Source organism: Stenotrophomonas sp. Steno-Z2, from assembly GCF_056393235.1.
Map to the genome: position 1 here is coordinate 821,807 of NZ_JBWJOY010000001.1, position 20,245 is coordinate 842,051.

Sequence of the window (20,245 nt, forward strand, 5' to 3'; positions counted from 1 at the left end):
ACGCAGTCAGCGGCAGCCCGGCAAGATCGTGCAGTCGCGGTCGCGCGCGTCGCGCAGGTCCACCGGCGCATGCCGGCCCGGCAGCTCCGCCTCCAGGCGCGGATAGGACCAGCGCCCTTCGCGGCGCTGCGCGCGCACGTCGAGCCTGCCGCTGCCGCGCGGGCCCTGGATGCGGATCATCAGCTCGGCGCTGCCGCCATCGCCGAACTGGCTGATGCTGCCGAACGGAAACGGCCTGGCCCGCAGCGGCTGGCCGAGCGCGGCGGCCACTTCCGGGTCGCGGCCGGCGCGCGCCAGCGCCTCGCGGTAGGGCTCGCTGCTTTCCAGCGGCGCGGCCATCTGCCGCAGCCCCATCCAGTAGGTCAGCGACCAGCCGCCGACGATCAGCAGCGCGAACAGCGGCAGCGCCCACCTGAGGTTCCGCTGCAGCCAGTTGCGCGGCGGCCGCTGGCCGGGCGGCCGCGCGCCCGGCAGCGGAGGTGGCAGCGACGACATCCGTGTCCTCCCGGCCCGCTCAGGGCTTGAGGCAGCGCGCGAGGAAGTTCTCGGCGATGCGGTAGCGGTGCAGCGCGTTGCTGCCGGACAGGCCGTGCTTGGCGCCCGGGTAGGTCATCAGCTCGAACGGCTGGCCGCGCTTCTGCAGCGCGCTCATCAGGCTGGTCGAATTGGTGAACAGCACGTTGTCGTCGGCCATGCCGTGGATCAGCAGCAGCGGCGAGGTGAGCCCGTCGATGTGGCTGAGGATGCGCCCTTCGCGGTAGCCGTCGGGGTTGGCCGCCGGCAGGTTCATGTAGCGCTCGGTGTAGTGCGTGTCGTACAGGCCCCAGTCGGTGACCGGCGCGCCGGCCACGCCGCAGGCGTACTGGTCCGAGGCCTTGGCCAGCAGCATCAGGGTCATGTAGCCGCCGTTGGACCAGCCCTGCACGCCGATGCGCGCGGCGTCCACCCACGGTTGCTGCTTCAGCCATTCCACGCCCTTGAGCTGGTCGGCCACTTCCACCGTGCCCTGCACGCCGTACAGCGCGCCGCCGAAATCGCGGCCGCGGCGCGGCGTGCCGCGGTTGTCCAGCGAGAACACCACGTAGCCGTGCTGCGCCAGGTACTGGTTGAACAGGTGATCGCCGCGGCCGGGCCAGCTGTCGGTGACGGTCTGCGACGCCGGGCCGCCGTATACGTACACCGCCACCGGGTACTGTTTCGCCGGGTCGAAGCCGGTGGGCTTGATCAGGCTGTAGTGCAGCGGGGTCCTGCCGTCGGCGGCGGTGAGCGTGCCGTACTCCACCGGCAGCTGCGCGTCGCGGTACTTCGCATACGGGTGCGACGGGTCGGCCAGGTCGTTGTCCAGCAGCGTGGCGATCTTTTCGCCATTGGCGCGGTACAGCTCGATCTGCGGCGGCGTGCTGCTGTTGGACCAGCTGTCCACGTAGACGCTGGCGTTGTTGGCGAACGCGGCGCTGTGCATGCCCGCCGCGCGCGACAGCCTGGCCGGCGCGCCGCCGGCCAGCGGCACGGCGTAGATCTCGCTGCGCAGCGGCGATTCGACGCCGGCGCGGAAGTAGACCTTGCCGGCGTCCTCGTCCACGGCCAGCAGTTCGTCCACCGGCCAGTCGCCCGAGGTCAGCGGGGTGAGCGTGGCGCCGTCCTCGCTGGCCAGGTACAGGTGTTCGAAACCGCTGCGCTCGGACGACCACACGAAGCGCCCGTCCTTGAGGAAACGCAGGTCGTTGTGCAGCGGCACCCAGGTCCGGCTGGTCTCGGTGACCAGGGTGCGCTGGCGGCCATCGGCCAGCGTGGTTTCGATCAGCTCCAGCTTCTTCTGGTCGCGGCTCTGGCGCTGGAAGGTCAGGCGCTGCGGATCGCGCCAGGTGACGCGGGCCAGGTAGATGTCCTGCTCTTTGCCCAGGTCCACCCAGGTCGGCGCTGCACCGGCGCGCGGCGCCACCACGCCGAGCCTGACCAGCACGTTGCGGTCGCCGGCCGCCGGGTAGCGCTGCTCGATCATCTCCACGCGGTCGGCGTACATCTCGTAGCGCTTCTGCACCGGCACCGGCGATTCGTCGATGCGGGCGAAGGCGATGGCCGAGTCGTCCGGCGCCCACCAGTAGCCGGTATGGCGGTCCATTTCCTCGTCGGCGACGAATTCGGCCACGCCGTTGCCGATGGTGGCGCTGCCGTCATGGGTCAGCTGCAGCGACCTGCCGCTGGCCAGGTCGATCACCCACAGGTTGCGCTCGCGCACGAAGCTGACGAAACCGCCCTTGGGCGAGATCTTCGGGTCGGTGGCGAAGCCCTCGCCATGGGTGAGCTGGCGCACCGCCTCGCGGCCCTGCCTGCCCAGGTCGTACAGGTACAGCTCGCCGCCGAGCGGGAACAGCAGGGTCTTCGCGTCGGGCGACCACTGGTAATCGACGATGCCGGTCATCGCCGCGATGCGCTGGCGCTCGCGCCGCGCCTTTTCCTCGTCGCTCAGGGTCTCGGCGCCGGGCAGCACCACCTTGGAATCGACCAGCAGCCGGGTCTGGCCGCTGGCGATGTCGTATTCCCACAGGTCCAGCTGGTTGCGGTCGCTGTCCTTGCCGCGCAGGAAGGTCACGCGCGAGCCGTCCGGCGCCACCTTGGGCTTCATCAGCGTCGGCCCGGACAGCGGCGCGTTGCCGGTGATGGCTTCCAGGGTGAGTTTTTCGGCGTGGACGGCGGGCGTGGCGAGCATCATGGCAAGGGCAAGGAACAAGGGGCGCATGGGCTTCCTGTCGTGGACAGAACGGATCGCGCCATCCTAGCCGAGCCCGCCCGCGCGCGCCCCTGCCGTCAGTCTCGCTCGCATCGGCCCGCCGCGCCGGGTCGCCCGCCGGCCCGTGACGGGCAGCAACCCACTGTGCTTCCATCGCCGTCCTGTTTCCCCGGACGCCCCCGCCGCAATGACCGCTCCCTCCCCGCACCTGCGCTGGCAGGCCGCCGTGTACGCCCATGCCCGCCACCTCAACGACTACATCGCCCGCGGCGATGCCTGCGACTGGCAGGGCATGGACGACCCCGACGACGCGCCCGACCTGTCAGCCCTGCTTCCGACGCTGATGGAGCAGCTGCGCGCAGCCAATGCCGGGCGGGATGCCGATGCGATCGCGCGGTTCCGCGCGCAGTGGCCGCCGCTGCACGAAGCCCTGCTGCCGTTGCTGGAGGACAACAGCCAGGGCATCGGCGCGCTGGCGTGGCTGCCGGACGGCGGACTGCTGGTGCGTACCGGTGCGTGGTACGAGCCGGGCCGGGTGCTGGTGGTGCGGGGGCTGGAGTCGCAGGCCCTGCCTTCGGTGGACATGTTCGGCGCCAGCCCGGACCGGCAGCTGGTCGCCCTGGCCATCGGCGGCCACATCGAGATCCGGCGCGGCGACGAACCTGCTCCAGTAGCGAGGCTGCCGCTTCCACGCGGTGATGAAGCGCTTCCTGCGTTGCTGGCGGCGCTGGCCGAAGACGACGCGGCGATCCAGCAGCTGATTCCGTTCAACGACGGCCACCGCGCGGTGGTGGTGCGCGGCGATGGCGTGTTCCTGTGCGGACCCGCTGGCATCCAGCGCCTGCTGCCGACCGCCGCCGAGCTGCAGGAACAGGCGGCCCAGGAAGATCCGTACCCGGTGCGCCTGGACATGGTGCATGCGGCGGTCTCGCCCGATGGCGACTGGATCGCCTGTGGCCAGCAGGACGGCCGCCACCGCATCTTCGACGGTCACGGCCAGCCCGTCTGCGGGATCGGACCGCATGGCGAGTACCCGCACCATGCCGCCTTCTTCGCCGACGGCCGCCACGTGGCGCTCAATGCCTGCCACTTCTACAACGGCGCCACCATCGCCGTGGACACTGCAGCTTTCGACCGGATCGACACCGATTTCTACGAAGAGCACCCGGCGGTGCGCGTGGTCGATCCCGGTGGCCGCATCTACGCCAGTGCGCCGGTGGCCGGCGGGCTGGTGCTGGGCGACGCCTACGGCTATCTGCGCGCGGTGGACGCCGGGGGCACGCTGCTGTGGAAGCAGCATGTCGGCAGCACGATCAGCGCGATGGCGGCTTCCGCCGATGGCCGCATGCTGGCCGTGGGCAGCCATTCCGGCACCGTGCACCTGATCGACCTGGCCTCCACCACGGCCAACCCCGAGCAGGTCGGCGTGCGCGCGCACCGCGAGCTGCGCCGCTGGCTGTTCTGGAAACAGGAAGCCGCGCCGCTGGCGTGGTGAGCGCGCCGCCGGCACGCGGGCGCGCAGCCACGGCGACGCGCCTCCCATGCCGGCCGCCGCTCAGCGCTTGCCGAACAGGTGCTGCCGCTCCTCCTCGCTCAGCGGCTTGCCCGCGTCCGGGTTGACGGTCGGGCCCAGCGCGTAGGCGCGCTGCGTGGCCGGGCGCATGGCGATGGCCTGGTGCCAGCGGTGCAGGTGCGGGAAGGCGTCGAAATCGGCCGGTAGCTTGCTGTAGGCGCCGATCCACGGGTAGCTGGCCATGTCGGCGATGCCGTATTCGTCGCCGGCCAGGTAGGGCGACTGCGACAGGCGCTTGTCCATCACCCGGTGCAGGCGCCGCACCTCGCTGTCGTAGCGCTCGATGGCGTAGGGGATGCGCTCGGGCGCGTAGACGTTGAAATGGCCCATCTGCCCACTCATCGGCCCCAGCCCGCCCATCTGCCAGAACAGCCATTCCAGCGCGGCGGCGCGGCCGCGCAGGTCGGTGGGCAGGAAGCGGCCGGTCTTCTCGGCCAGGTACAGCAGGATCGCGCCGGATTCGAACACGCTCAGCGGCGCGCCGCCGTCGGCCGGGGCGTGGTCGACGATGGCCGGCATCTTGTTGTTGGGCGAGATGGCCAGGAAATCGGGCTGGAACTGGTCGCCCTTGCCGATGTTGACCGGCACCAGGCGGTACGGCAGCCCGGCTTCTTCCAGGAACAGGGTGATCTTGTGGCCATTGGGGGTGGGCCAGTAGTAGAGGTCGATCATGAATGCGTCTCCGTGGGGGACCGTCACCGGGGATCGATACGGTAGCGCTTGGCAGCCTACCGGACGACCGTTAACCTGCCGCCTTTCCGCAACGCAGCATCCCTGCCATGTCCGAACACAAACCGCTGAGCCCCCTCCCGGCCCTGATCTTCGCCTCGCGCTGGCTGCAGCTGCCGCTCTACCTCGGCCTGATCGTCGCCCAATGCGTCTACGTGTTCCTGTTCGGCAAGGAACTGTGGCACCTGATCCACGACGCCAATGCCCTGGGCGAGCAGCAGATCATGCTGATCGTGCTCGGCCTGATCGACGTGGTGATGATCTCCAACCTGCTGGTGATGGTCATCGTCGGCGGCTACGAGACCTTCGTCTCGCGCCTGGGCCTGCAGGGCCATCCCGACCAGCCGGAGTGGCTCAGCCACGTGAATGCGTCGGTGCTGAAGGTGAAACTGGCGATGGCGATCATCGGCATCTCCTCGATCCACCTGCTCAAGACCTTCATCGAGGCCGGCCAGCTGGGACTGCCGCTGTGCGGGTCGGCGCTGGCCACGGGCGCGACCTGCACCAAGTTCACCGCCACCGGCGTGATGTGGCAGACCATCATCCACTGCGTGTTCATCCTGTCGGCGGTGGGCATCGCCTGGACCGACAAGCTCATGTCCAACGGGCATTCGAAGCAGAACGCGCACTGATCCGGATACCGGTCCTGCCGATGGCCGCCGCCCCGGGGCGGCCATCGGTTTCCATGGCGTCTGCCGCCCCCGCCTCGTGCAACCCCGGGCGGCAATGCTAGATTCACCCTTCGCCCCGGGTCCGGCCGGCGTCGGGAAACGCCGCGCATCCATGACGGCCCGGGCGAGCAACCATTCGCGTTCGTCGATTCAAGGGGAAGATTGATGTCGTACGTCACGATCCACGGCAAAGCGCGCCTGCTGGCGCCCGCCCTGCTGGCCGTCGCCCTGGCGGCCTGCTCGGGCAAGGACGATTCCGCTCCGGCCGCCGCCGCTGGCGCGCCCGCCGGCCCCGCTGCCGCCCCCCCGGCCGAACCCGCGGTTTCGGCCAAGGTGCAGTCGATGGGCACCGACCAGCTGCGCGATTCGGCCAGCACCGCCCTGCGCGAGAACCGCATGTACGCGCCGGCCGGCGACAACGCCATGGAGTACTACCTGGCCCTGCGCGACAAGCTGCCCGACGACGCGGCGGTCAAGAGCGCGCTGACCGACCTGCAGCCCTACACCCTGATCGCCGCCGAGCAGAGCCTGGCGCGCGAGGACTTTCCCGAGGCGCAGCGCCTGATCGCGCTGATCGAGAAGGTGGACCCGGCGGCGCCTGCGCTGCCGCGGCTCAAGCAGGGCGTTACCCGCGGCATGGAAGTGGCGGTCAAGCGCACCCAGGAAGAGACCGACAAGGTCAGGAAGGACGCCGAGACCCGCGCCAAGCAGCTGGTCGAACAGCAGCGCCTGGCGCAGCAGCAGGCGGCCGAAGCCACCGCCGCGCAGCAGCTGGCCGCACGCCAGGAAGCGGCGCGCCAGGAAAGCGAGCGGCTGGAAGCCGAGCGCCAGGCCGCCGCCAAGCGCGAGGCCGATGCCCGCGCCGCCGCGCAGCAGGTCGCCGCCGCGCCGAAGCCGGCCGCGCCCAGCCTGCGCGCGGTGAGCACGCCGGCGCCGCGCTATCCGGCCGACGCGCTGCGTTCGGGCACGTCCGGCGAAGTCCTGGTGGAGCTGACCATCGGCACCGATGGATCGGTCACCGATGCCCGCGTGCTGCGCGCCAACCCGCCGCGCGTGTTCGACCGCGAGGCCCTGAACGCGGTCAAGCGCTGGCGCTTCGAGCCGATCTCCAGCCCCACCACCACCCGCCGCACGCTGGCGTTCCAGCCCAACCAGTAGCCGCGGGGCTTGCCGGCGGCAGGCGTGCGCAGCGAGGCTGCGCACCAGCGAAGACGAAAGGCCCGGAGCGATCCGGGCCTTTGTTTTCCTGCAGGTACGGGATTTTCCATGGATGGATGCGGGCTCGCACCGCATGCGCCCGGCCGGCGAAAGCGCGCCCGGTGAAGCACGCACGGCAGGCCGCGCACCTGCAGAAACAGAAAGGCCCGGATCGCTCCGGGCCTTTCGTTTCCCAGGCGGCGATGCGGGCTCAGCCCGAGATCGCCAGCTTCTCCTGCCGGTAGCGCCACACCGCCATCGCCCACAGCAGCACCGTCAGCAGCAGCGACGCGGCCAGGTAGACGCCCCACTGCCCGGCGCCCGGCATCTCGCCGCGGGTCACCTTCACCAGCATCTGGTTCTGCGACAGGAACGGCACGGCGTACTGCCACAGCTGGGTGTCCTTCAGCGGGTAGGCCATCAGCGCATAGCCGGGCATCATCGCCAGCATCATCAGCCAGACGATGTGGCTCTGCGCCTCCTTCATGCTCTTGGCGCCAGCGGCCAGGCAGGTCAGCAGCGCGGTGCCGATCAGCACCAGCGGCAGCAGCACCAGCACCAGTTTGCCCATCGCCATGAAGCTCACGTCCAGCGAGCCACCCATGCCGCGGGCGATGCTGGCGCTGAACTTGAACGACAGCAGGATCAGCAGGATCGCCGCCAGCCCGACCAGCGTCGAAGCCAGCATCTTGCCGCTGACCAGGGCGCCACGCGGCGCCGGCGTGGCCAGCAGCGGTTCCAGCGACTGCCGCTCGCGCTCGCCGGCGGTGGTGTCCATGACCAGGTGCGAGCCGCCGATGAAGGCGGACATCATCAGCAGTATCGGCAGGATGACGGACAGGACGATGCCGCGCTTGGCCTCGGCGGTGGCCAGGTCGCGCGTGCCCACGTTGACCGGCGCGGCCACCATCGGGTTGACGCCGCGCGCCAGCAGCCGCAGCGCGCCCACCGACTGGCCATAGGCTTCCAGCACCTTGCGCACGCGCGCCACCTGCACGTCGCTGGTGCGGCGCGTGGTGTCGGCGACGATCTCGACCTTGGCCGGCTTGCCGGCGTGCCAGTCCTCGGCGAAGTCCGGGGCGATCACCAGCGCCACGTCCTCGCGCTGGGCGCGGATGCGCGCCTCGTAGTCGTCCGGCGCCTCGCTGGCGGTGATGCCCTGGCTGGCCAGGAACGCCACCAGGTTGGGCGCGCGCTCCATGCCCACCACCGACAGCGCCATGTCCTTCTCCAGCTGGTTCTCCACCCGCAGGCTGCTGAGCTTGTCGATGCCCAGGAACAGCAGCGGGTACAGCAGCGGCGCGGTGAACAGGGTCAGCAGGAAGGTACGGCGGTCGCGGGCGAAGTCGCGCAGTTCCTTGCGCATCACCGTGAACATGCTGCCAATGAATCCGGTCTTGTTCATGCGTGCAGGCCCTCCTCGCTGCCGATCAGCTTGACGAACGCGTCTTCCAGGTTGGTTTCGCCGGCGTGATCGCGCAGCTCGTCGGGCGTGCCCTGCGCCACCACCCGGCCATGCGCGACGATGACGATGCGATCGCACAGCGCCGCCACCTCCTGCATGATGTGGCTGGAGAAGATCACGCAGCGGCCTTCGGCGCGCAGTTCCTTGAGGAAGCCGCGCAGGCCGCGCGTGGTCATCACGTCCAGGCCGTTGGTCGGCTCGTCGAGGATCACGTTCTTCGGGTCGTGCACCAGCGCGCGGGCGATGGCGGTCTTGGTGCGCTGGCCCTGGCTGAAGCCTTCGGTCGGGCGGTCGAGGAAATCCTCCATCTGCAGCGCCGCGGCCAGGCGCGTGACGCGCGTGGCGATCGCCGCCGCGTCCATGCCGTGCAGCTGGCCGAAGTACTCGATGTTCTCGCGCGCGGTCAGGCGCTTGTACACGCCGCGCGCGTCGGGCAGCACGCCCAGGCTGCGGCGCACCGTGTCCGGGTCGAGCGCGGCGTCCACGCCGTCCACCACCACCTTGCCGGTCTCCGGCGTCATCAGCGTGTAGAGCATGCGCAGCGTGGTGGTCTTGCCGGCGCCGTTGGGGCCGAGCAGGCCGGTGATCTGGCCGTCGTGGGCGGTGAAGCCCACCTCGTCCACGGCGATCACCGGCGTCTTGTCCTTGCCCTTGCCGGGGAAGGTCTTGCGGAGTCGTTCTGCAACGATCATGGAAGCGGATCCTTGAGTGATGCGTGGACGGTCACGGTTCCCAGCCATTGAAGCTGGTGAACGGCGGCACGTAGTTCAGTTTTTCCAGGCAGGTGCCGTCGAGCGCGGCGGCGGCGGCCTTGTCGACGAACTGGGCGAACAGCTTGGGCATGCAGCCGGCGCCGATCACCGCGTGGCCCTGGCCGCGCAGCACGAACAGGCGGCCATTGGACAGGCCCTTGACCACTTCCTCGCCGTAGCGCGGCGGCGTGACCGGGTCGAACTCGCCTTCCAGCACCAGCGCCGGCACCGCGCCGGACAGCGCGGTGTGGAAGTCGGCCGGCACCTGGCCCTTCGGCCATGCCCGGCACATCGCCGCCAGGCCTTCGGCCATGCGGTTGCCGAGCACGGTGCCCTCGTCTTCGCCGCGCGCCACCATGCCCTCGCCGTCCTCGCTGCAGATCACCGACAGCTGCATGCCCATGGCCATGGCATCCTTCATGTCGCCCTGCATCAGCTGCGCCAGCGCCATCAGGTCGCCGTAGCGGCCGTTGCGCGCCTCGTGGATCAGCTTGGGCAGCAGCGCCGCGGCCTGCGGCATGTAGGCGTACATGCGCACCAGGCCGGCGACGGTCTCGGCGCGCAGCACGTCCTCGCGCTCCTCGCCGGTACTGGCGTCGCGGTAGCGCACCGTCACCGGGTTGGCGCGCAGCGTGGCCAGCAGCGCATCCAGCTCGGCGCGTGGGTCGCCCAGCGCCGCCCTGCACGCGGCGTTGCCGGTGCACCGGGCGAACTGCAGCGCCAGCGCGTCGTCCAGGTTGCGGGCGAAAATGCTGCCCAGCTGCAGGGTGTTGGGCACCACCGAGTCGAGCACGATGCTGCGCGTGCTGGCCGGGTGGCGCATGGCGTACTGCTGCGCCACGCGGGTGCCGTAGCTGACGCCGACCAGGTTGATCTGCGCCGCGCCGATGGCCTGGCGCACGGCTTCCAGATCGGCCACCGCGTCGGTGGTGGTGTAGTGGCGCAGGTCGGCCTTCTTCGACAGCGCCGCCGCGCACGCGGCGGCGCCGGCCTGCATCGCCTCCACGCTGATGTCATCGTTCTCCGGCGCCTCGCAGGACAGCAGGTTCGATCTGCCCGTGCCGCGCTGGTCCACCAGGATCACGTTGCGGCGCTTGCGCACCTCGGCGAAGGCGGGATCCACCTGCGGATAGCTCTCCACCGCCGACTGCCCGGGGCCACCGGCAAGGAAGAACACCGGGTCAGGCTGCACGCCGTCCGGCTTGGCCGGCGCCAGCAGCGCGATGTTCAGCGCGATCTTCCGGCCCTGCGGGTTGTTGCGATCCTCGGGGACCTCGAAGGTGGTGCACTGCGCTTCCAGGCTGTTGCGGCTGACCGGCGAGTCGAGCGTGCACGGGCGGAACGCCAGGCTGCCGAGCATCGTCGGCCTGGCCTGCACGGCGGCGTCGGGCAACGGCGCCTTGTCGGCCCTGGCCTCGTCGGGAGCGGGCTTGAACGCGCGGTAGCCGAGCACGGCGACGAGCGCGGCCACCGCCAGGAGGGTACGGGTCTTGCGGGACATCATCGGAACGGCCCCTTGTGGTTGATGGAACGGTTTTGGATCTGCCAGCCCATGACGCGACTGGCGGCGTCATGTGACGGCGGGAAAGAAAATGTCCTCGATCCTGGCGTCGAACAGCCGCGCGATGCGGAACGCCAGCGGCAGGCTGGGATCGTACTTGCCGGTCTCCAGCGCGTTGATGGTCTGCCGGGAGACCTCCAGCCGTTCGGCCAGTTCTCCCTGCGACCAGCCCCTGGCTTCGCGCAGTTCGCGCAGTCGGTTGTCCATGCGTGCGCGCTCAGTGGTAGCGGCGCGAGACGACGATCTTGGCCAGGCCATAGGCCAGGCACACCATCGGGAACACCCAGATCATCGCCGCGCTGGCCGGTATGTCCAGCACCCTGGCCGCCTGCAGCAGGCCGCCGGTGAGATAGAGCAGCGACACGAAGGCCGCGGCGAAGCTGACCGCCTGCAGCTCGATGCGCTGCTGCAGCTCGTCGACGTCGCGGATGTAGCGGATCATCGCGCGCAGCGTCATCGCGATCGACGGCACCGGCAGCAGGGCGATGCAGGCGCGCAGCGCGGTGCCCTCCACGCGTTTGAGCAGCGCGATCGACAGCACCAGCAGCACCACATAGGTGCCCATGGCGACCATCATTTCGCGGCTGTAGCGCCGGCGCAGCGCCGGCGGCGCGGTGTCGCAGGCGCTGGACAGCTGGCGGCGCAGCAGCGCCACGAACGACAGGCTCACGGCCATGCCGATGCAGATGCCGCTCAGCGTCTGGCCGGTGTCGCCCGGCACCAGCCGCAGCAGCGCCAGTCCGGTCGCGCTGCAGGCGAAGACAGCGCCGATGATCCAGCGGTCGAGTGCGTGCGCCATGGCTCAGGAGCCCTTGCGCGAACGCACCAGGGAGGCCAGGCCCAGCGCGAGGAAGGCCGCGCCGACACCGATGAACGGGGTCTGGCCGCCGACGCCGATGGCCAGGAAGGCCGCTCCGATACCGAGCCAGGCGGCGCCTGCCTGCTTCCTGTTGCCCGTTTCGCTCATGACCCTCCCCCTCCTGTCAAGCACGCTTTACAGGAGGATGCAGCGGGCGACCGGCAACTGTCAAGCAGACTTTACAGCCCCGTCGGGGACAGCAAGACCCGCGTTCCCCTCCGCGCCGGGCCCGGCAGCAACGGCGCGAACTCCTCGCCGCCGTAGCGGCCGTCCGCTACTTGCTGCTGACGTACTTCTCGCGGCGCACCTGCGGCACCGGCAGGCCGGCGGCCTTCAGCGCCTCGAAACAGGCATCGACCATGTCCGGGTTGCCGCACAGGTAGGCGATGTCGCGCGCCGGGTCCGGGGCCAGCCCGGCCAGCTGCTGCTGCACGTAGCCGCTGCGCACGTCCGGGTGCGGGTCGGCCGGCAGTTCGCGCGACAGGCAGGGCATGTAGCGGAAGCCCGGGTGGGCGTCGGCGAAGGCGCGGAAATCGTCGGCGTACAGCAGTTCGGCCGGCGTGCGCGCGCCCTGCAGCAGCACCACCTCGACGCCACGCTCTTCCATGGCCCTGGCCAGCAGCGGCAGCATCGAGCGGTACGGGGTGACGCCGGTGCCGGTGGCGATCAGCAGGTAACGGCCGTTGCGGTCGCCCGGCTGCAGGCAGAAACGCCCGAACGGACCGCTGGCGGTGACGTGCTGGCCGATCTCCAGGCCCTCGAACAGCGCGGTGGCGGCACCGCCGGGCACGAAGCTGACCGCGATCTCCACCGCATCGCCCGGGCCGAGCACGTGGTCGTGGATGGTCGCCAGCGAATAGCTGCGCTTGGTGGCGGTGCCGTCGGCGTACTCGAAATGCACCTGGATGAACTGCCCGGGCTGGAAATCCAGCGGCAGGCCGTCGTCGCGGATGAACTGGTAGTGGCCGACGGTGGGCGCCAGCATGCGGCGACCGGCCAGTCGGAGGGGGAATTGTGCAGGCACGAGCAACAGTGTGTAACCGGGCCGGGGCCGCGGGGGCACCTATAATAGCGGCTCGCACTCATCCAGCGCCGCCACCCCGGCGCGAAGGCCCCGAGCTTGGACTCCCGAATCTCCCCCGCCGCGCCCGCGCTGCGCGTGCACGATCTCCGCAAGACCTACGACAACGGCGTGCAGGCGCTCAAGGGCGTCTCGCTGGAGGTCGCCCCCGGCGACTTCTTCGCCCTGCTCGGCCCCAACGGCGCCGGCAAATCCACCCTGATCGGCATCGTCTCCTCGCTGGTGAACCTGAGCGAGGGCCAGGTGCAGGTGTTCGGCACCGACCTGGTGGCCGAGCGCAGCGCGACCATGCGCCTGATCGGGCTGGTGCCGCAGGAAATCAACTTCAACCTGTTCGAAAAGCCGTTCGACATCCTGGTCAACTACGCCGGCTTCTACGGCATCCCGCGCGCCGAGGCCGAGGTCCGCGCCGAGGAGGAACTCAGGCGCGCGCACCTGTGGAACAAGGCGCAGATGATGAGCCGCACGCTGTCCGGCGGCATGAAGCGGCGGCTGATGATCGCCCGCGCGATGATGACCCGCCCGCGCCTGCTGATCCTGGACGAACCCACCGCCGGCGTGGACATCGAGATCCGCCGCGACATGTGGAAGACGCTGCAGGAGATCAACGCCGCCGGCACCACCATCATCCTCACCACGCATTACCTGGAGGAAGCCGAGCAGCTGTGCCGCAACCTGGCCATCATCAACCATGGCCGCATCGTCGAGCAGGGACCGATGCGCGCGCTGCTGGCCAAGCTCGACGTGGAAGGCTTCGTGCTCGACATCGACGGCGAACTGCCGGCGCAGCTGCCGCACATCGAAGGCGCGCAGCTGGGCGCGGTCGACGCGCACACCCTGGACCTGGAGATGCCGCGCGCGATGGACCTGAACCGCGTGTTCGACACGCTGGGCGCCGCCGGCATCCGCGTGCGCTCGATGCGCACCAAGAGCAACCGCCTGGAGGAGCTGTTCGTGCGCCTTACCGGCAACCTGGAGAACACCGCCGCATGAGCACGCCCGCGCCCGTGAGCAACGCCCCCATGACCGACCGCGCCCGCAACTGGGTGGCGCTGGGCACCATCGTCCGCCGCGAGGTCAACCGCATCCTGCGCATCTGGGGCCAGACCCTGGTGCCGCCGGCCATCACCATGACCCTGTACTTCCTGATCTTCGGCGGCCTGATCGGCTCGAAGATCGGCGACATGGGCGGCTACACCTACATGCAGTTCATCGTGCCGGGCCTGGTGATGATGAGCGTGATCCAGAACAGCTACGGCAACATCAGCTCCTCGTTCTTCGGCGCCAAGTTCGGCCGCCACATCGAGGAGCTGCTGGTCAGCCCGATGCCGAACTGGGTGATCCTGGGCGGCTACGTCGCCGGCGCGGTGCTGCGCGGGCTGATGGTCGGCGCCATCGTGCTGCTGATCGCGATGCTCTTCACCCACCTGCACGTGCCGCACCCGCTGGTGACCCTGAGCACGGTGCTGCTGGGCTCGACGATCTTCTCGCTGGCCGGCTTCATCAACGCGGTGTACGCCAAGAAGTTCGACGACGTCGCCATCGTGCCGACCTTCATCCTGACCCCGCTGACCTACCTGGGCGGCGTGTTCTATTCGGTCACCCTGCTGCCGGGATGGGCGCAGGCGCTGACCAAGGCCAACCCGATCTTCTACATGGTCAACGCATTCCGCTACGGCCTGCTGGGCAGCAGCGACGTGACGCCGTGGGTGTCCTACGCGCTGATGCTGAGCTTCGTCGTCGTGCTCACCGCGCTGTCGCTGTGGCTGCTGCGGCGCGGCGTGGGGCTGCGCAGCTGAGCCGTTCTTCGCGCGCCTGAGCCGTCCTTCCGGCAATGGCGCGGTCCGTCGGTCGCCGGCTCGCGGCCACACCGGATGATCCGCTGGCACGCGCGCGCCCGTGCGCGCCGCAGCCACCGATATCGCCGCCTGCAACGACGGCACTGGTTGCGTGCGCCGCCTGAATCCTTCCGATCATCCGTCTTTTGATGATCCGATGGTGTTGTTATGCTGCGCCGGCAGGGGGCTCTTGGATCACCAACCAGCGGAGCATTGAATGTTCGCAGCGGCACCTGCCCCCATCCCCGGCCTCCCGCGCCCTGCTGCGTACGCCTTCGCTTCCATTCCCCCGAACCGCCCCTGTACCGGCATGGCATCGTCGCCCTGCCGGTAAATGGCCGTGCCTGTCCCTGCGGGCAACGCCCCATCGACCATCCTCCATCGACGGAGAACACCATGAAGCCACTCCCGAAGCGCGCCACGTTCGTCCTGTCCCTCCTTGCACTGCTCTGCGCCAGCGCCTGCAACCGTACCCCCGCGCCGGCACCGGCGCAGGACGCAGCCGGATCGCCACCACCTGCGGAGCAAGCCTCGGCCCGTGCGCCGCAGGACGCGAGCCAGGCAGGTTTCGATATCGCCAGCGTACCGCTCTCCAATGCCACGCTGGGCGCGTTTCCCTACCTCGGCATGCCCGCGGGCTATCACCAGGAAGGCGCCGCCGACAGCCAGTTCGAGCGCGTGCCGTTCTGGACCGGAGACCGCCTGGAATGGGTGGAGGGGCGCGTGCACGGCGCGCGCGTCGTCGCCGACGACGGGCACGCGTTCTCGCAACTGGAACTGGCCCGCAACATGCAGGCGCTGATCGCAAGCCTGGGCGGCCAGCAGATCTTCTCCGGCAGGATTCCGGCCGCCGGCATCGATGGCATCCAGGCATCGAAAGCCGCGGTGGATCGGGTCGACGCACTGGGCGACATCTACAACGAGGACGCCGAGGTCTACGTGATCCGCCGCCAGGACCGCAACATCTGGATCCACATTGCCGGCAGCGGCAACAGCGCCGGCCTGCTCATCGCCGAAACCAAACCGCTCGATGTGACGGCCAAGGCACTTCCGGCGGACGAGCTGAAGAAATCCATCGAGACGACGGGACGGGTCGCCATCCAGGTCCAGTTCGATACTGACCAGGCCAACATACTGCCGGCATCCAAGCCGCAACTTGAGCAGGTCGTCACACTCCTCAACGAAGATACCGGATTGCATCTCTCCATCAACGGCCACACCGACAATACCGGCGATGCGCAACACAACCTGCAGCTTTCGCAACGTCGCGCGGCGGCTGTCCGCGATTTCATCATCACTGCCGGAATCGACGAAAAAAGGCTTGAATCAAGGGGTTTCGGCGATACCCAGCCGATCGCGGACAACAGCAGCGAAGAAGGAAAGGCACGCAATCGTCGCGTCGAACTGGTGAAGTCATGACTTAACGCCGCACTCACTTTTGTTAATAACTTTTGTCTTGAACATGCAACACGCCCGTGCTTATATCGCTGCCACATCAGTTCAGGGGGCGTAATTTTCGACTGATGTCGTTGTCTTCAATCCCACGACAATGTCGGTGATTTCTGCCACAGCCACACATGGATCCGTGACAGCACCGATGCAGAAATGGAGAAAATCATGCGCAGCACGCCCCGCAAGTTCGGTTTCAAGCAACGCGGTCAGGGCATGACCGAGTACATCATCATCACCGCACTGGTAGCCATCGCCGCCATCGCCGCCTTCACCTATTTCGGCGGCACCGCACGCAGCCAGGTCGCCGGCATGGCCAAGGAACTTTCCGGCCAGAGCGCATCGCAGTCGATCAACCGGGCCAAGAACGTCTCCAACAAGGCCCAGCAGGAAGCCGACAAAGACAAGGGCATGGACGCTTACTCGAACAAGTAAGTCCCCCCTTCTCCTGACATCACGCGCAGTCGCCGCTGCGCGTGATGTTTTCCGTCGCCTTTACTCGCCCAAGGTGCCCGTTTCCGGGCGCCAACGGCTGGTCCATGCCCGGTGAAACGTCATGAGACTTCGTGCCAGAGCACATTCGTTCCATACCCAGAGAATCCAGCCGTTCCGCCAGCGACGCGGCATGGCTGGACAGGCAATGGTGCTCGGCCTGGTGATGCTGCTGGTGTTATGCGTTGGCGTCATCGTGCTGTTCGATACCGGGCAGACCGTCAACAAGAAGGTCGAGCTGGTCAACGCCGCCGACGCTGCCGCCTACAGCGTTGCCGTGCAGCAGGCGCGGGCGCTCAACTTCGCGGCCTATTCCAACCGTGCGCGGGTGGCCAACGAGGTCGCGATCGCGCAGGTCATCGGCCTCTACTCGTGGACGAACCAGTTCCACACGACCACCATCGTGCTGGAAAAGGTGATGAGCGTACTGGCCAAGATTCCGTACGTGGGGCCGATATTCCAGGCGCTTTCAAGCGTCTTCAAGGCCATCGGCCAGACACTCAAGGGCATACGACGCGCCTATCACGGGCTGGCGCAGGCGGCGGTGACGGCGCTGGATACGCTCAATGGCGCCCTGGCCACCGCGTCGCGCACGATCCTCGATTACGTGGCGGGCGCGGATGGCGTTCTCGTAGCCAGAGACGTGATCCGCCGGAACTCACCCGATGCCACGCTCAGCGCGGTAGGCGCCGGCGTGCTTGGCTCCCAGCTGTTCAGCGCCAACAACAACTTCCTGCAGAGCTACCGCATCCCGCGCTCGCGCGGTGGCGGTTCGGCGCGGGACCGGCAGGGCGCCGACCGCTTCCGCAACGTGGTGATGCAGTCGCGCGACCCGTTCTCGTGGAGCCGCAGCGATCATGACCTGAACCTGTTCCTGATCAAGTTCAACCAGTCCGGCGGCACCGACATGGTCGACTACGACCGCTGGGTGGCCGCCGACGCGATGGGACTGGAAGTCAGCCTGCCCTGGCCGCTGGATGACTTCGACATTCCGCTGGGCTGGGGCGGCGCGCAGGCGGTCGAACGTTACCAGCAGCAGCGCTTCATGCCCGGCATCGGCAACGGCAGCGGCTGGGTGTCGCCGTTCAACAACAACCGCCGCTACCGCCCCTACGGCAACATCCGCGGCGAGAACCGCATCGCCAGCAGCTTCATCGACGGCGATCCGAACGTGGGCCTGGATGGCGGCAAGAAGAAGGGCGCGTATTTCACCGGCTACAACGGGCTGCGCGACTATGACGACGTGAAGCCGGGCCAGGCGCTGCGTCCGTACACCGAGCCGGGCAGCCGCGCCGATCCTGCCAAGAACACCGGCCCGATCTTCACCGTGCATGTGGAGACCGATGTCGCCAAGGCACGCACCAGCGCGGCGATCGATGGCATCGGTGGCCCAGCCGGCTCGCCGATGGCGATGGAGGACAAGGCGGCCGGCGGCAAGATCTCGGCCTATGCCTCCGGGCAGGTCTACTTCAATCGCCCGCCGAACTATGCGTTGTTCCGGCGCGGGGACAACCGGCTGGAAGTGGGCAACCTGTTCAGCCCGTACTGGCAGGCGCGTCTGACCGACACGCCGGACTCTGTGGAAGTGCTGCTCGGAATCACCCGCCTATGATCTGCATGCCCCCGCCACTGCGCAGCCTGCGCTGTGCCTCTCTTGCCGTTTCCACCGCCCTGGCGCTGGCTGCCTGCAACAACGACGCCAGCGGCAGCAGCGAGCCCGCTGCAGTCAGGGACATGCCGCCCATCCACCTGGACCAGACCGCCGAGCTGCTCATCGACGGCCAGAACGGGCGGCGTGCGGCCTACCTGGAAGCCGTGCGTGCCTGCGAGGCCGGTGGCATTCCCACCCGCCGCCTGAGCGAGGCGGACGCGGCCCTGGTCGGCGTTACCCGCTACGAAATGTGGCTGGACGGCAAGAGCGAGACCTTCCAGACGCGCAGCTGGGACGCCGGCCAGGAAGCGCCCGATGGCATCTGCCAGTTCAAACTTGAGTTGAACGGCACTTTCTCCAGCACCACCGCCGCTTCGTTCGTCGAGCAGGATCTGGCCACCGGCGAACGCGAGGAGCAACCGCAGGAAGGCGCCGACGCGCTGCAGCGTTTCGCCATCGCCGCCGAGGACGAACAGGCGCCGGAAGGCTTCCGCGGCCCGGCCGCAAGGCAGGTGGCCGGCCAGCCCTGTGACGAATGGACCTCGCCGGACCAGGCGCGTTTCTGCGTCTGGTCCGGCGGTCGCGCGTGGGGATTCGGTTCCACCCGCGGCGACGACTACCGGCCGTCGCGCAACGGCATCGTGCTGGAAGCCGAGCCCGGCGATGGCAACGGCTACCGTGTGACCACCCAGGCCTTCAGTGTCGGCCAGGCCTTCGCCGCGCCGGCCGCCGCGACGGAGAAACCCCGATGAGCGCCCCCCGCCTGCAGCGCGGCCAGAGCATGGTGGAGATGACCGTGCTCTGCCTGGTACTGGTCCCGCTGTTCCTGTTGATTCCGGTCCTGGGAAAGTACATCCACATCCGCCAGCAGGCGCAGCAGGCCACGCGCGCGGCCGCATGGGAGGCAACCGCCTCGCGTTCGTATGCCGTGCCCGGCAACGCGCAGGTCCGCCCACAGCTGATCGCGCGCCACTTCGGCGCCGCCGACAGCAAGATCACCAGCAGCGTGCCGGCCAGCAGCACCGAGCGCCTGGACGACCCGCTGCTCAACACTTTTTCCGACCAGCCCCTGCTGCAGCGTAGCGACATCGACCTCGGCACGTACCGCAATGACCGCGAGCCGGGAATCATGGGCAAGCTCACCGGGGTGATCTCCAGACTGCCCGGTCCGTTTCCGCCGAACGAGCGCGGCCTGATCACGGCCAGCATGGACATGCGGATCCGCGACCTGCGCACCACCGACGGCCATGCCGCCACCTACCTGGAACCGTTCGACACCATCGGCCTGCGCATGCGGACCACCAGCGCCCTGTTGACCGATCCGTGGAATGCCGCCGGCGCCGGCATCAGCGGCAACCACCCGCGCTCGGTGAAGGCACAGCTCCGCAACCTGGTGCCGACCAGCAACCTCGAGGAGGGCTCGAAGATGCTGCAGGGAGTGTCGTCGCTGCCCCTGTTCGGCGTGCTGGGCGACCTGAAGCCCGGCCATATCGAACCGGACGTGGTTCCCATGGACAAGCTGGAGCGTTATGCGCCGCGCCCTTGATGCCCTGTGCGTGCTGGCACTGAGCTTCGCCGGCGCGTCCCCGGCCGCGGCCAGCTGGCCGGACCTGCCGCTGCCCGATGACAGCCAGGGCGAGTGGGTGTCGCGGCACATGATCCACAACGGCGTGCCGATGCGCGCGGCGCGCTTCAAGAGCCAGCTGCCCCCGGCGCAGCTGGTGCGGTACTACGAACAATTGTGGCCCGGGCAGGTGACCGTCACCGACCTTGGCAGCAAGAGGATCGTCGCGCACGGCACCAACAAGCACTTCTTCACCATCGAAATCACCGGCGGCGCCACCGGCAGCGAAGGCCAGATCGGCATCATCGAGGTGCTGAAGGAAGCCCCAAGGACCGAGCCGGGCGCCGATTTCCTCAAGCCGGCCGGCACCCAGGTGGTGACCGATACCGTCTACCTCGACGAACCTGGGCGGACGCTGGCCATGAACGTGCGCATGTCGCCGTTCCAGGCCGATGCGTTCTACCGGTCGCGCCTGCCCGGACGTGGCTGGCGCAGCCAGGACAGCAAGCCCTGCCCGATGATGGCATTGAGCTGCATCGCCAATTACAGCAACGGCAAGGAACAGATGACCCTTACCTTCAACCGCAATGGCGAGACCACCGACATGGTGGTCAACCAGATATCGAGATAGC

At 68.7% G+C, this 20,245-nt stretch carries 21 protein-coding genes; 11 read left to right on the forward strand and 10 right to left on the reverse strand.

Annotated elements, in window-relative coordinates; all coding sequences use genetic code 11:
- Positions 1–6 precede the first annotated feature (6 nt).
- Together AC06FP_RS03680 and AC06FP_RS03685 are read right to left on the reverse strand one after the other, a co-directional pair.
- Positions 7–495 carry a cytochrome c oxidase assembly factor Coa1 family protein gene (locus tag AC06FP_RS03680; RefSeq protein ID WP_478074528.1) on the reverse strand — a complete coding sequence of 163 codons (489 nt, stop codon included), beginning with the start codon at positions 493–495 and terminating at the stop codon, positions 7–9.
- Positions 496–514: 19 nt separating this feature from the next.
- Positions 515–2,740 carry a S9 family peptidase gene (locus tag AC06FP_RS03685; protein ID WP_478074529.1) on the reverse strand — a complete coding sequence of 742 codons (2,226 nt, stop codon included), beginning with the start codon at positions 2,738–2,740 and terminating at the stop codon, positions 515–517.
- A gap of 178 nt (positions 2,741–2,918) precedes the next feature.
- Between AC06FP_RS03685 and AC06FP_RS03690 the strand changes: the two genes are divergently transcribed.
- Positions 2,919–4,226: a WD40 repeat domain-containing protein gene (locus tag AC06FP_RS03690; RefSeq protein ID WP_478074530.1), complete on the forward strand. Its 1,308-nt coding sequence runs from the start codon at positions 2,919–2,921 to the stop codon at positions 4,224–4,226.
- A 60-nt stretch (positions 4,227–4,286) separates the two neighbouring features.
- Here the strand turns inward: AC06FP_RS03690 and AC06FP_RS03695 are convergent, their stop codons facing one another.
- Positions 4,287–4,976, reverse strand: coding sequence for a glutathione binding-like protein (locus AC06FP_RS03695; protein WP_456117420.1), 690 nt, complete (start codon positions 4,974–4,976; stop codon positions 4,287–4,289).
- A gap of 107 nt (positions 4,977–5,083) precedes the next feature.
- Between AC06FP_RS03695 and AC06FP_RS03700 the strand changes: the two genes are divergently transcribed.
- Together AC06FP_RS03700 and AC06FP_RS03705 are read left to right on the forward strand one after the other, a co-directional pair.
- On the forward strand, positions 5,084–5,665 hold the full coding sequence (locus AC06FP_RS03700) for a TIGR00645 family protein (protein ID WP_478074531.1): 582 nt from the start codon (positions 5,084–5,086) through the stop codon (positions 5,663–5,665).
- Between the two features lie 204 nt (positions 5,666–5,869).
- Complete coding sequence (locus AC06FP_RS03705) at positions 5,870–6,862, forward strand: energy transducer TonB (RefSeq protein WP_478074532.1); 993 nt, start codon at positions 5,870–5,872, stop codon at positions 6,860–6,862.
- A gap of 250 nt (positions 6,863–7,112) precedes the next feature.
- Here AC06FP_RS03705 and AC06FP_RS03710 read toward each other — a convergent pair whose 3' ends face one another.
- From AC06FP_RS03710 to AC06FP_RS03740, 7 genes are all read right to left on the reverse strand, one after another.
- Positions 7,113–8,306 carry an ABC transporter permease gene (locus AC06FP_RS03710; protein ID WP_478074533.1) on the reverse strand — a complete coding sequence of 398 codons (1,194 nt, stop codon included), beginning with the start codon at positions 8,304–8,306 and terminating at the stop codon, positions 7,113–7,115.
- The gene (locus AC06FP_RS03715) at positions 8,303–9,058 is read right to left on the reverse strand and encodes an ABC transporter ATP-binding protein (RefSeq protein WP_478074534.1); all 756 of its coding nucleotides are present in this window, start codon (positions 9,056–9,058) and stop codon (positions 8,303–8,305) included. The genes AC06FP_RS03710 and AC06FP_RS03715 overlap by 4 nt, the downstream gene beginning before the upstream one ends.
- A gap of 31 nt (positions 9,059–9,089) precedes the next feature.
- The gene (locus tag AC06FP_RS03720) at positions 9,090–10,619 is read right to left on the reverse strand and encodes an alpha/beta hydrolase (RefSeq protein ID WP_478074535.1); all 1,530 of its coding nucleotides are present in this window, start codon (positions 10,617–10,619) and stop codon (positions 9,090–9,092) included.
- A gap of 69 nt (positions 10,620–10,688) precedes the next feature.
- A complete protein-coding gene (locus tag AC06FP_RS03725; RefSeq protein WP_456117426.1) occupies positions 10,689–10,886 on the reverse strand; it encodes a helix-turn-helix transcriptional regulator in 198 nt (65 codons plus the stop codon).
- Positions 10,887–10,896: 10 nt separating this feature from the next.
- Positions 10,897–11,478 carry a hypothetical protein gene (locus tag AC06FP_RS03730; protein ID WP_478074536.1) on the reverse strand — a complete coding sequence of 194 codons (582 nt, stop codon included), beginning with the start codon at positions 11,476–11,478 and terminating at the stop codon, positions 10,897–10,899.
- Positions 11,479–11,481: 3 nt separating this feature from the next.
- On the reverse strand, positions 11,482–11,646 hold the full coding sequence (locus AC06FP_RS03735; RefSeq protein WP_478074537.1) for a hypothetical protein: 165 nt from the start codon (positions 11,644–11,646) through the stop codon (positions 11,482–11,484).
- Between the two features lie 166 nt (positions 11,647–11,812).
- Positions 11,813–12,523, reverse strand: coding sequence for a ferredoxin--NADP reductase (locus AC06FP_RS03740; RefSeq protein ID WP_478074538.1), 711 nt, complete (start codon positions 12,521–12,523; stop codon positions 11,813–11,815).
- A 135-nt stretch (positions 12,524–12,658) separates the two neighbouring features.
- On the opposite strand from AC06FP_RS03740, the gene AC06FP_RS03745 reads away from it, so the two are divergent.
- The 8 genes from AC06FP_RS03745 (at position 12,659) to AC06FP_RS03780 (ending at position 20,244) form a co-directional block, all read left to right on the forward strand.
- Complete coding sequence (locus AC06FP_RS03745; protein ID WP_478074539.1) at positions 12,659–13,612, forward strand: ABC transporter ATP-binding protein; 954 nt, start codon at positions 12,659–12,661, stop codon at positions 13,610–13,612.
- Positions 13,609–14,418, forward strand: a complete 810-nt coding sequence (locus AC06FP_RS03750) for an ABC transporter permease (RefSeq protein WP_456117431.1) — start codon at positions 13,609–13,611, stop codon at positions 14,416–14,418. Before AC06FP_RS03745 ends, AC06FP_RS03750 begins: the two co-directional genes overlap by 4 nt.
- A 435-nt stretch (positions 14,419–14,853) precedes the next feature.
- On the forward strand, positions 14,854–15,876 hold the full coding sequence (locus AC06FP_RS03755; protein ID WP_478074540.1) for an OmpA family protein: 1,023 nt from the start codon (positions 14,854–14,856) through the stop codon (positions 15,874–15,876).
- Between the two features lie 198 nt (positions 15,877–16,074).
- Positions 16,075–16,341, forward strand: a complete 267-nt coding sequence (locus AC06FP_RS03760; protein ID WP_456117433.1) for a pilus assembly protein — start codon at positions 16,075–16,077, stop codon at positions 16,339–16,341.
- A gap of 190 nt (positions 16,342–16,531) precedes the next feature.
- Positions 16,532–18,010, forward strand: a complete 1,479-nt coding sequence (locus AC06FP_RS03765; RefSeq protein WP_478074541.1) for a pilus assembly protein TadG-related protein — start codon at positions 16,532–16,534, stop codon at positions 18,008–18,010.
- Positions 18,011–18,015: 5 nt separating this feature from the next.
- The gene (locus tag AC06FP_RS03770) at positions 18,016–18,801 is read left to right on the forward strand and encodes a hypothetical protein (protein WP_478074542.1); all 786 of its coding nucleotides are present in this window, start codon (positions 18,016–18,018) and stop codon (positions 18,799–18,801) included.
- Positions 18,798–19,595 (forward strand): TadE/TadG family type IV pilus assembly protein, encoded by a 798-nt coding sequence (locus AC06FP_RS03775; protein WP_478074543.1) that lies wholly within the window; start codon positions 18,798–18,800, stop codon positions 19,593–19,595. The genes AC06FP_RS03770 and AC06FP_RS03775 overlap by 4 nt, the downstream gene beginning before the upstream one ends.
- Positions 19,579–20,244: a hypothetical protein gene (locus tag AC06FP_RS03780; protein ID WP_456117437.1), complete on the forward strand. Its 666-nt coding sequence runs from the start codon at positions 19,579–19,581 to the stop codon at positions 20,242–20,244. The genes AC06FP_RS03775 and AC06FP_RS03780 overlap by 17 nt, the downstream gene beginning before the upstream one ends.
- The last annotated feature ends 1 nt before the right edge of the window (position 20,245 follow it).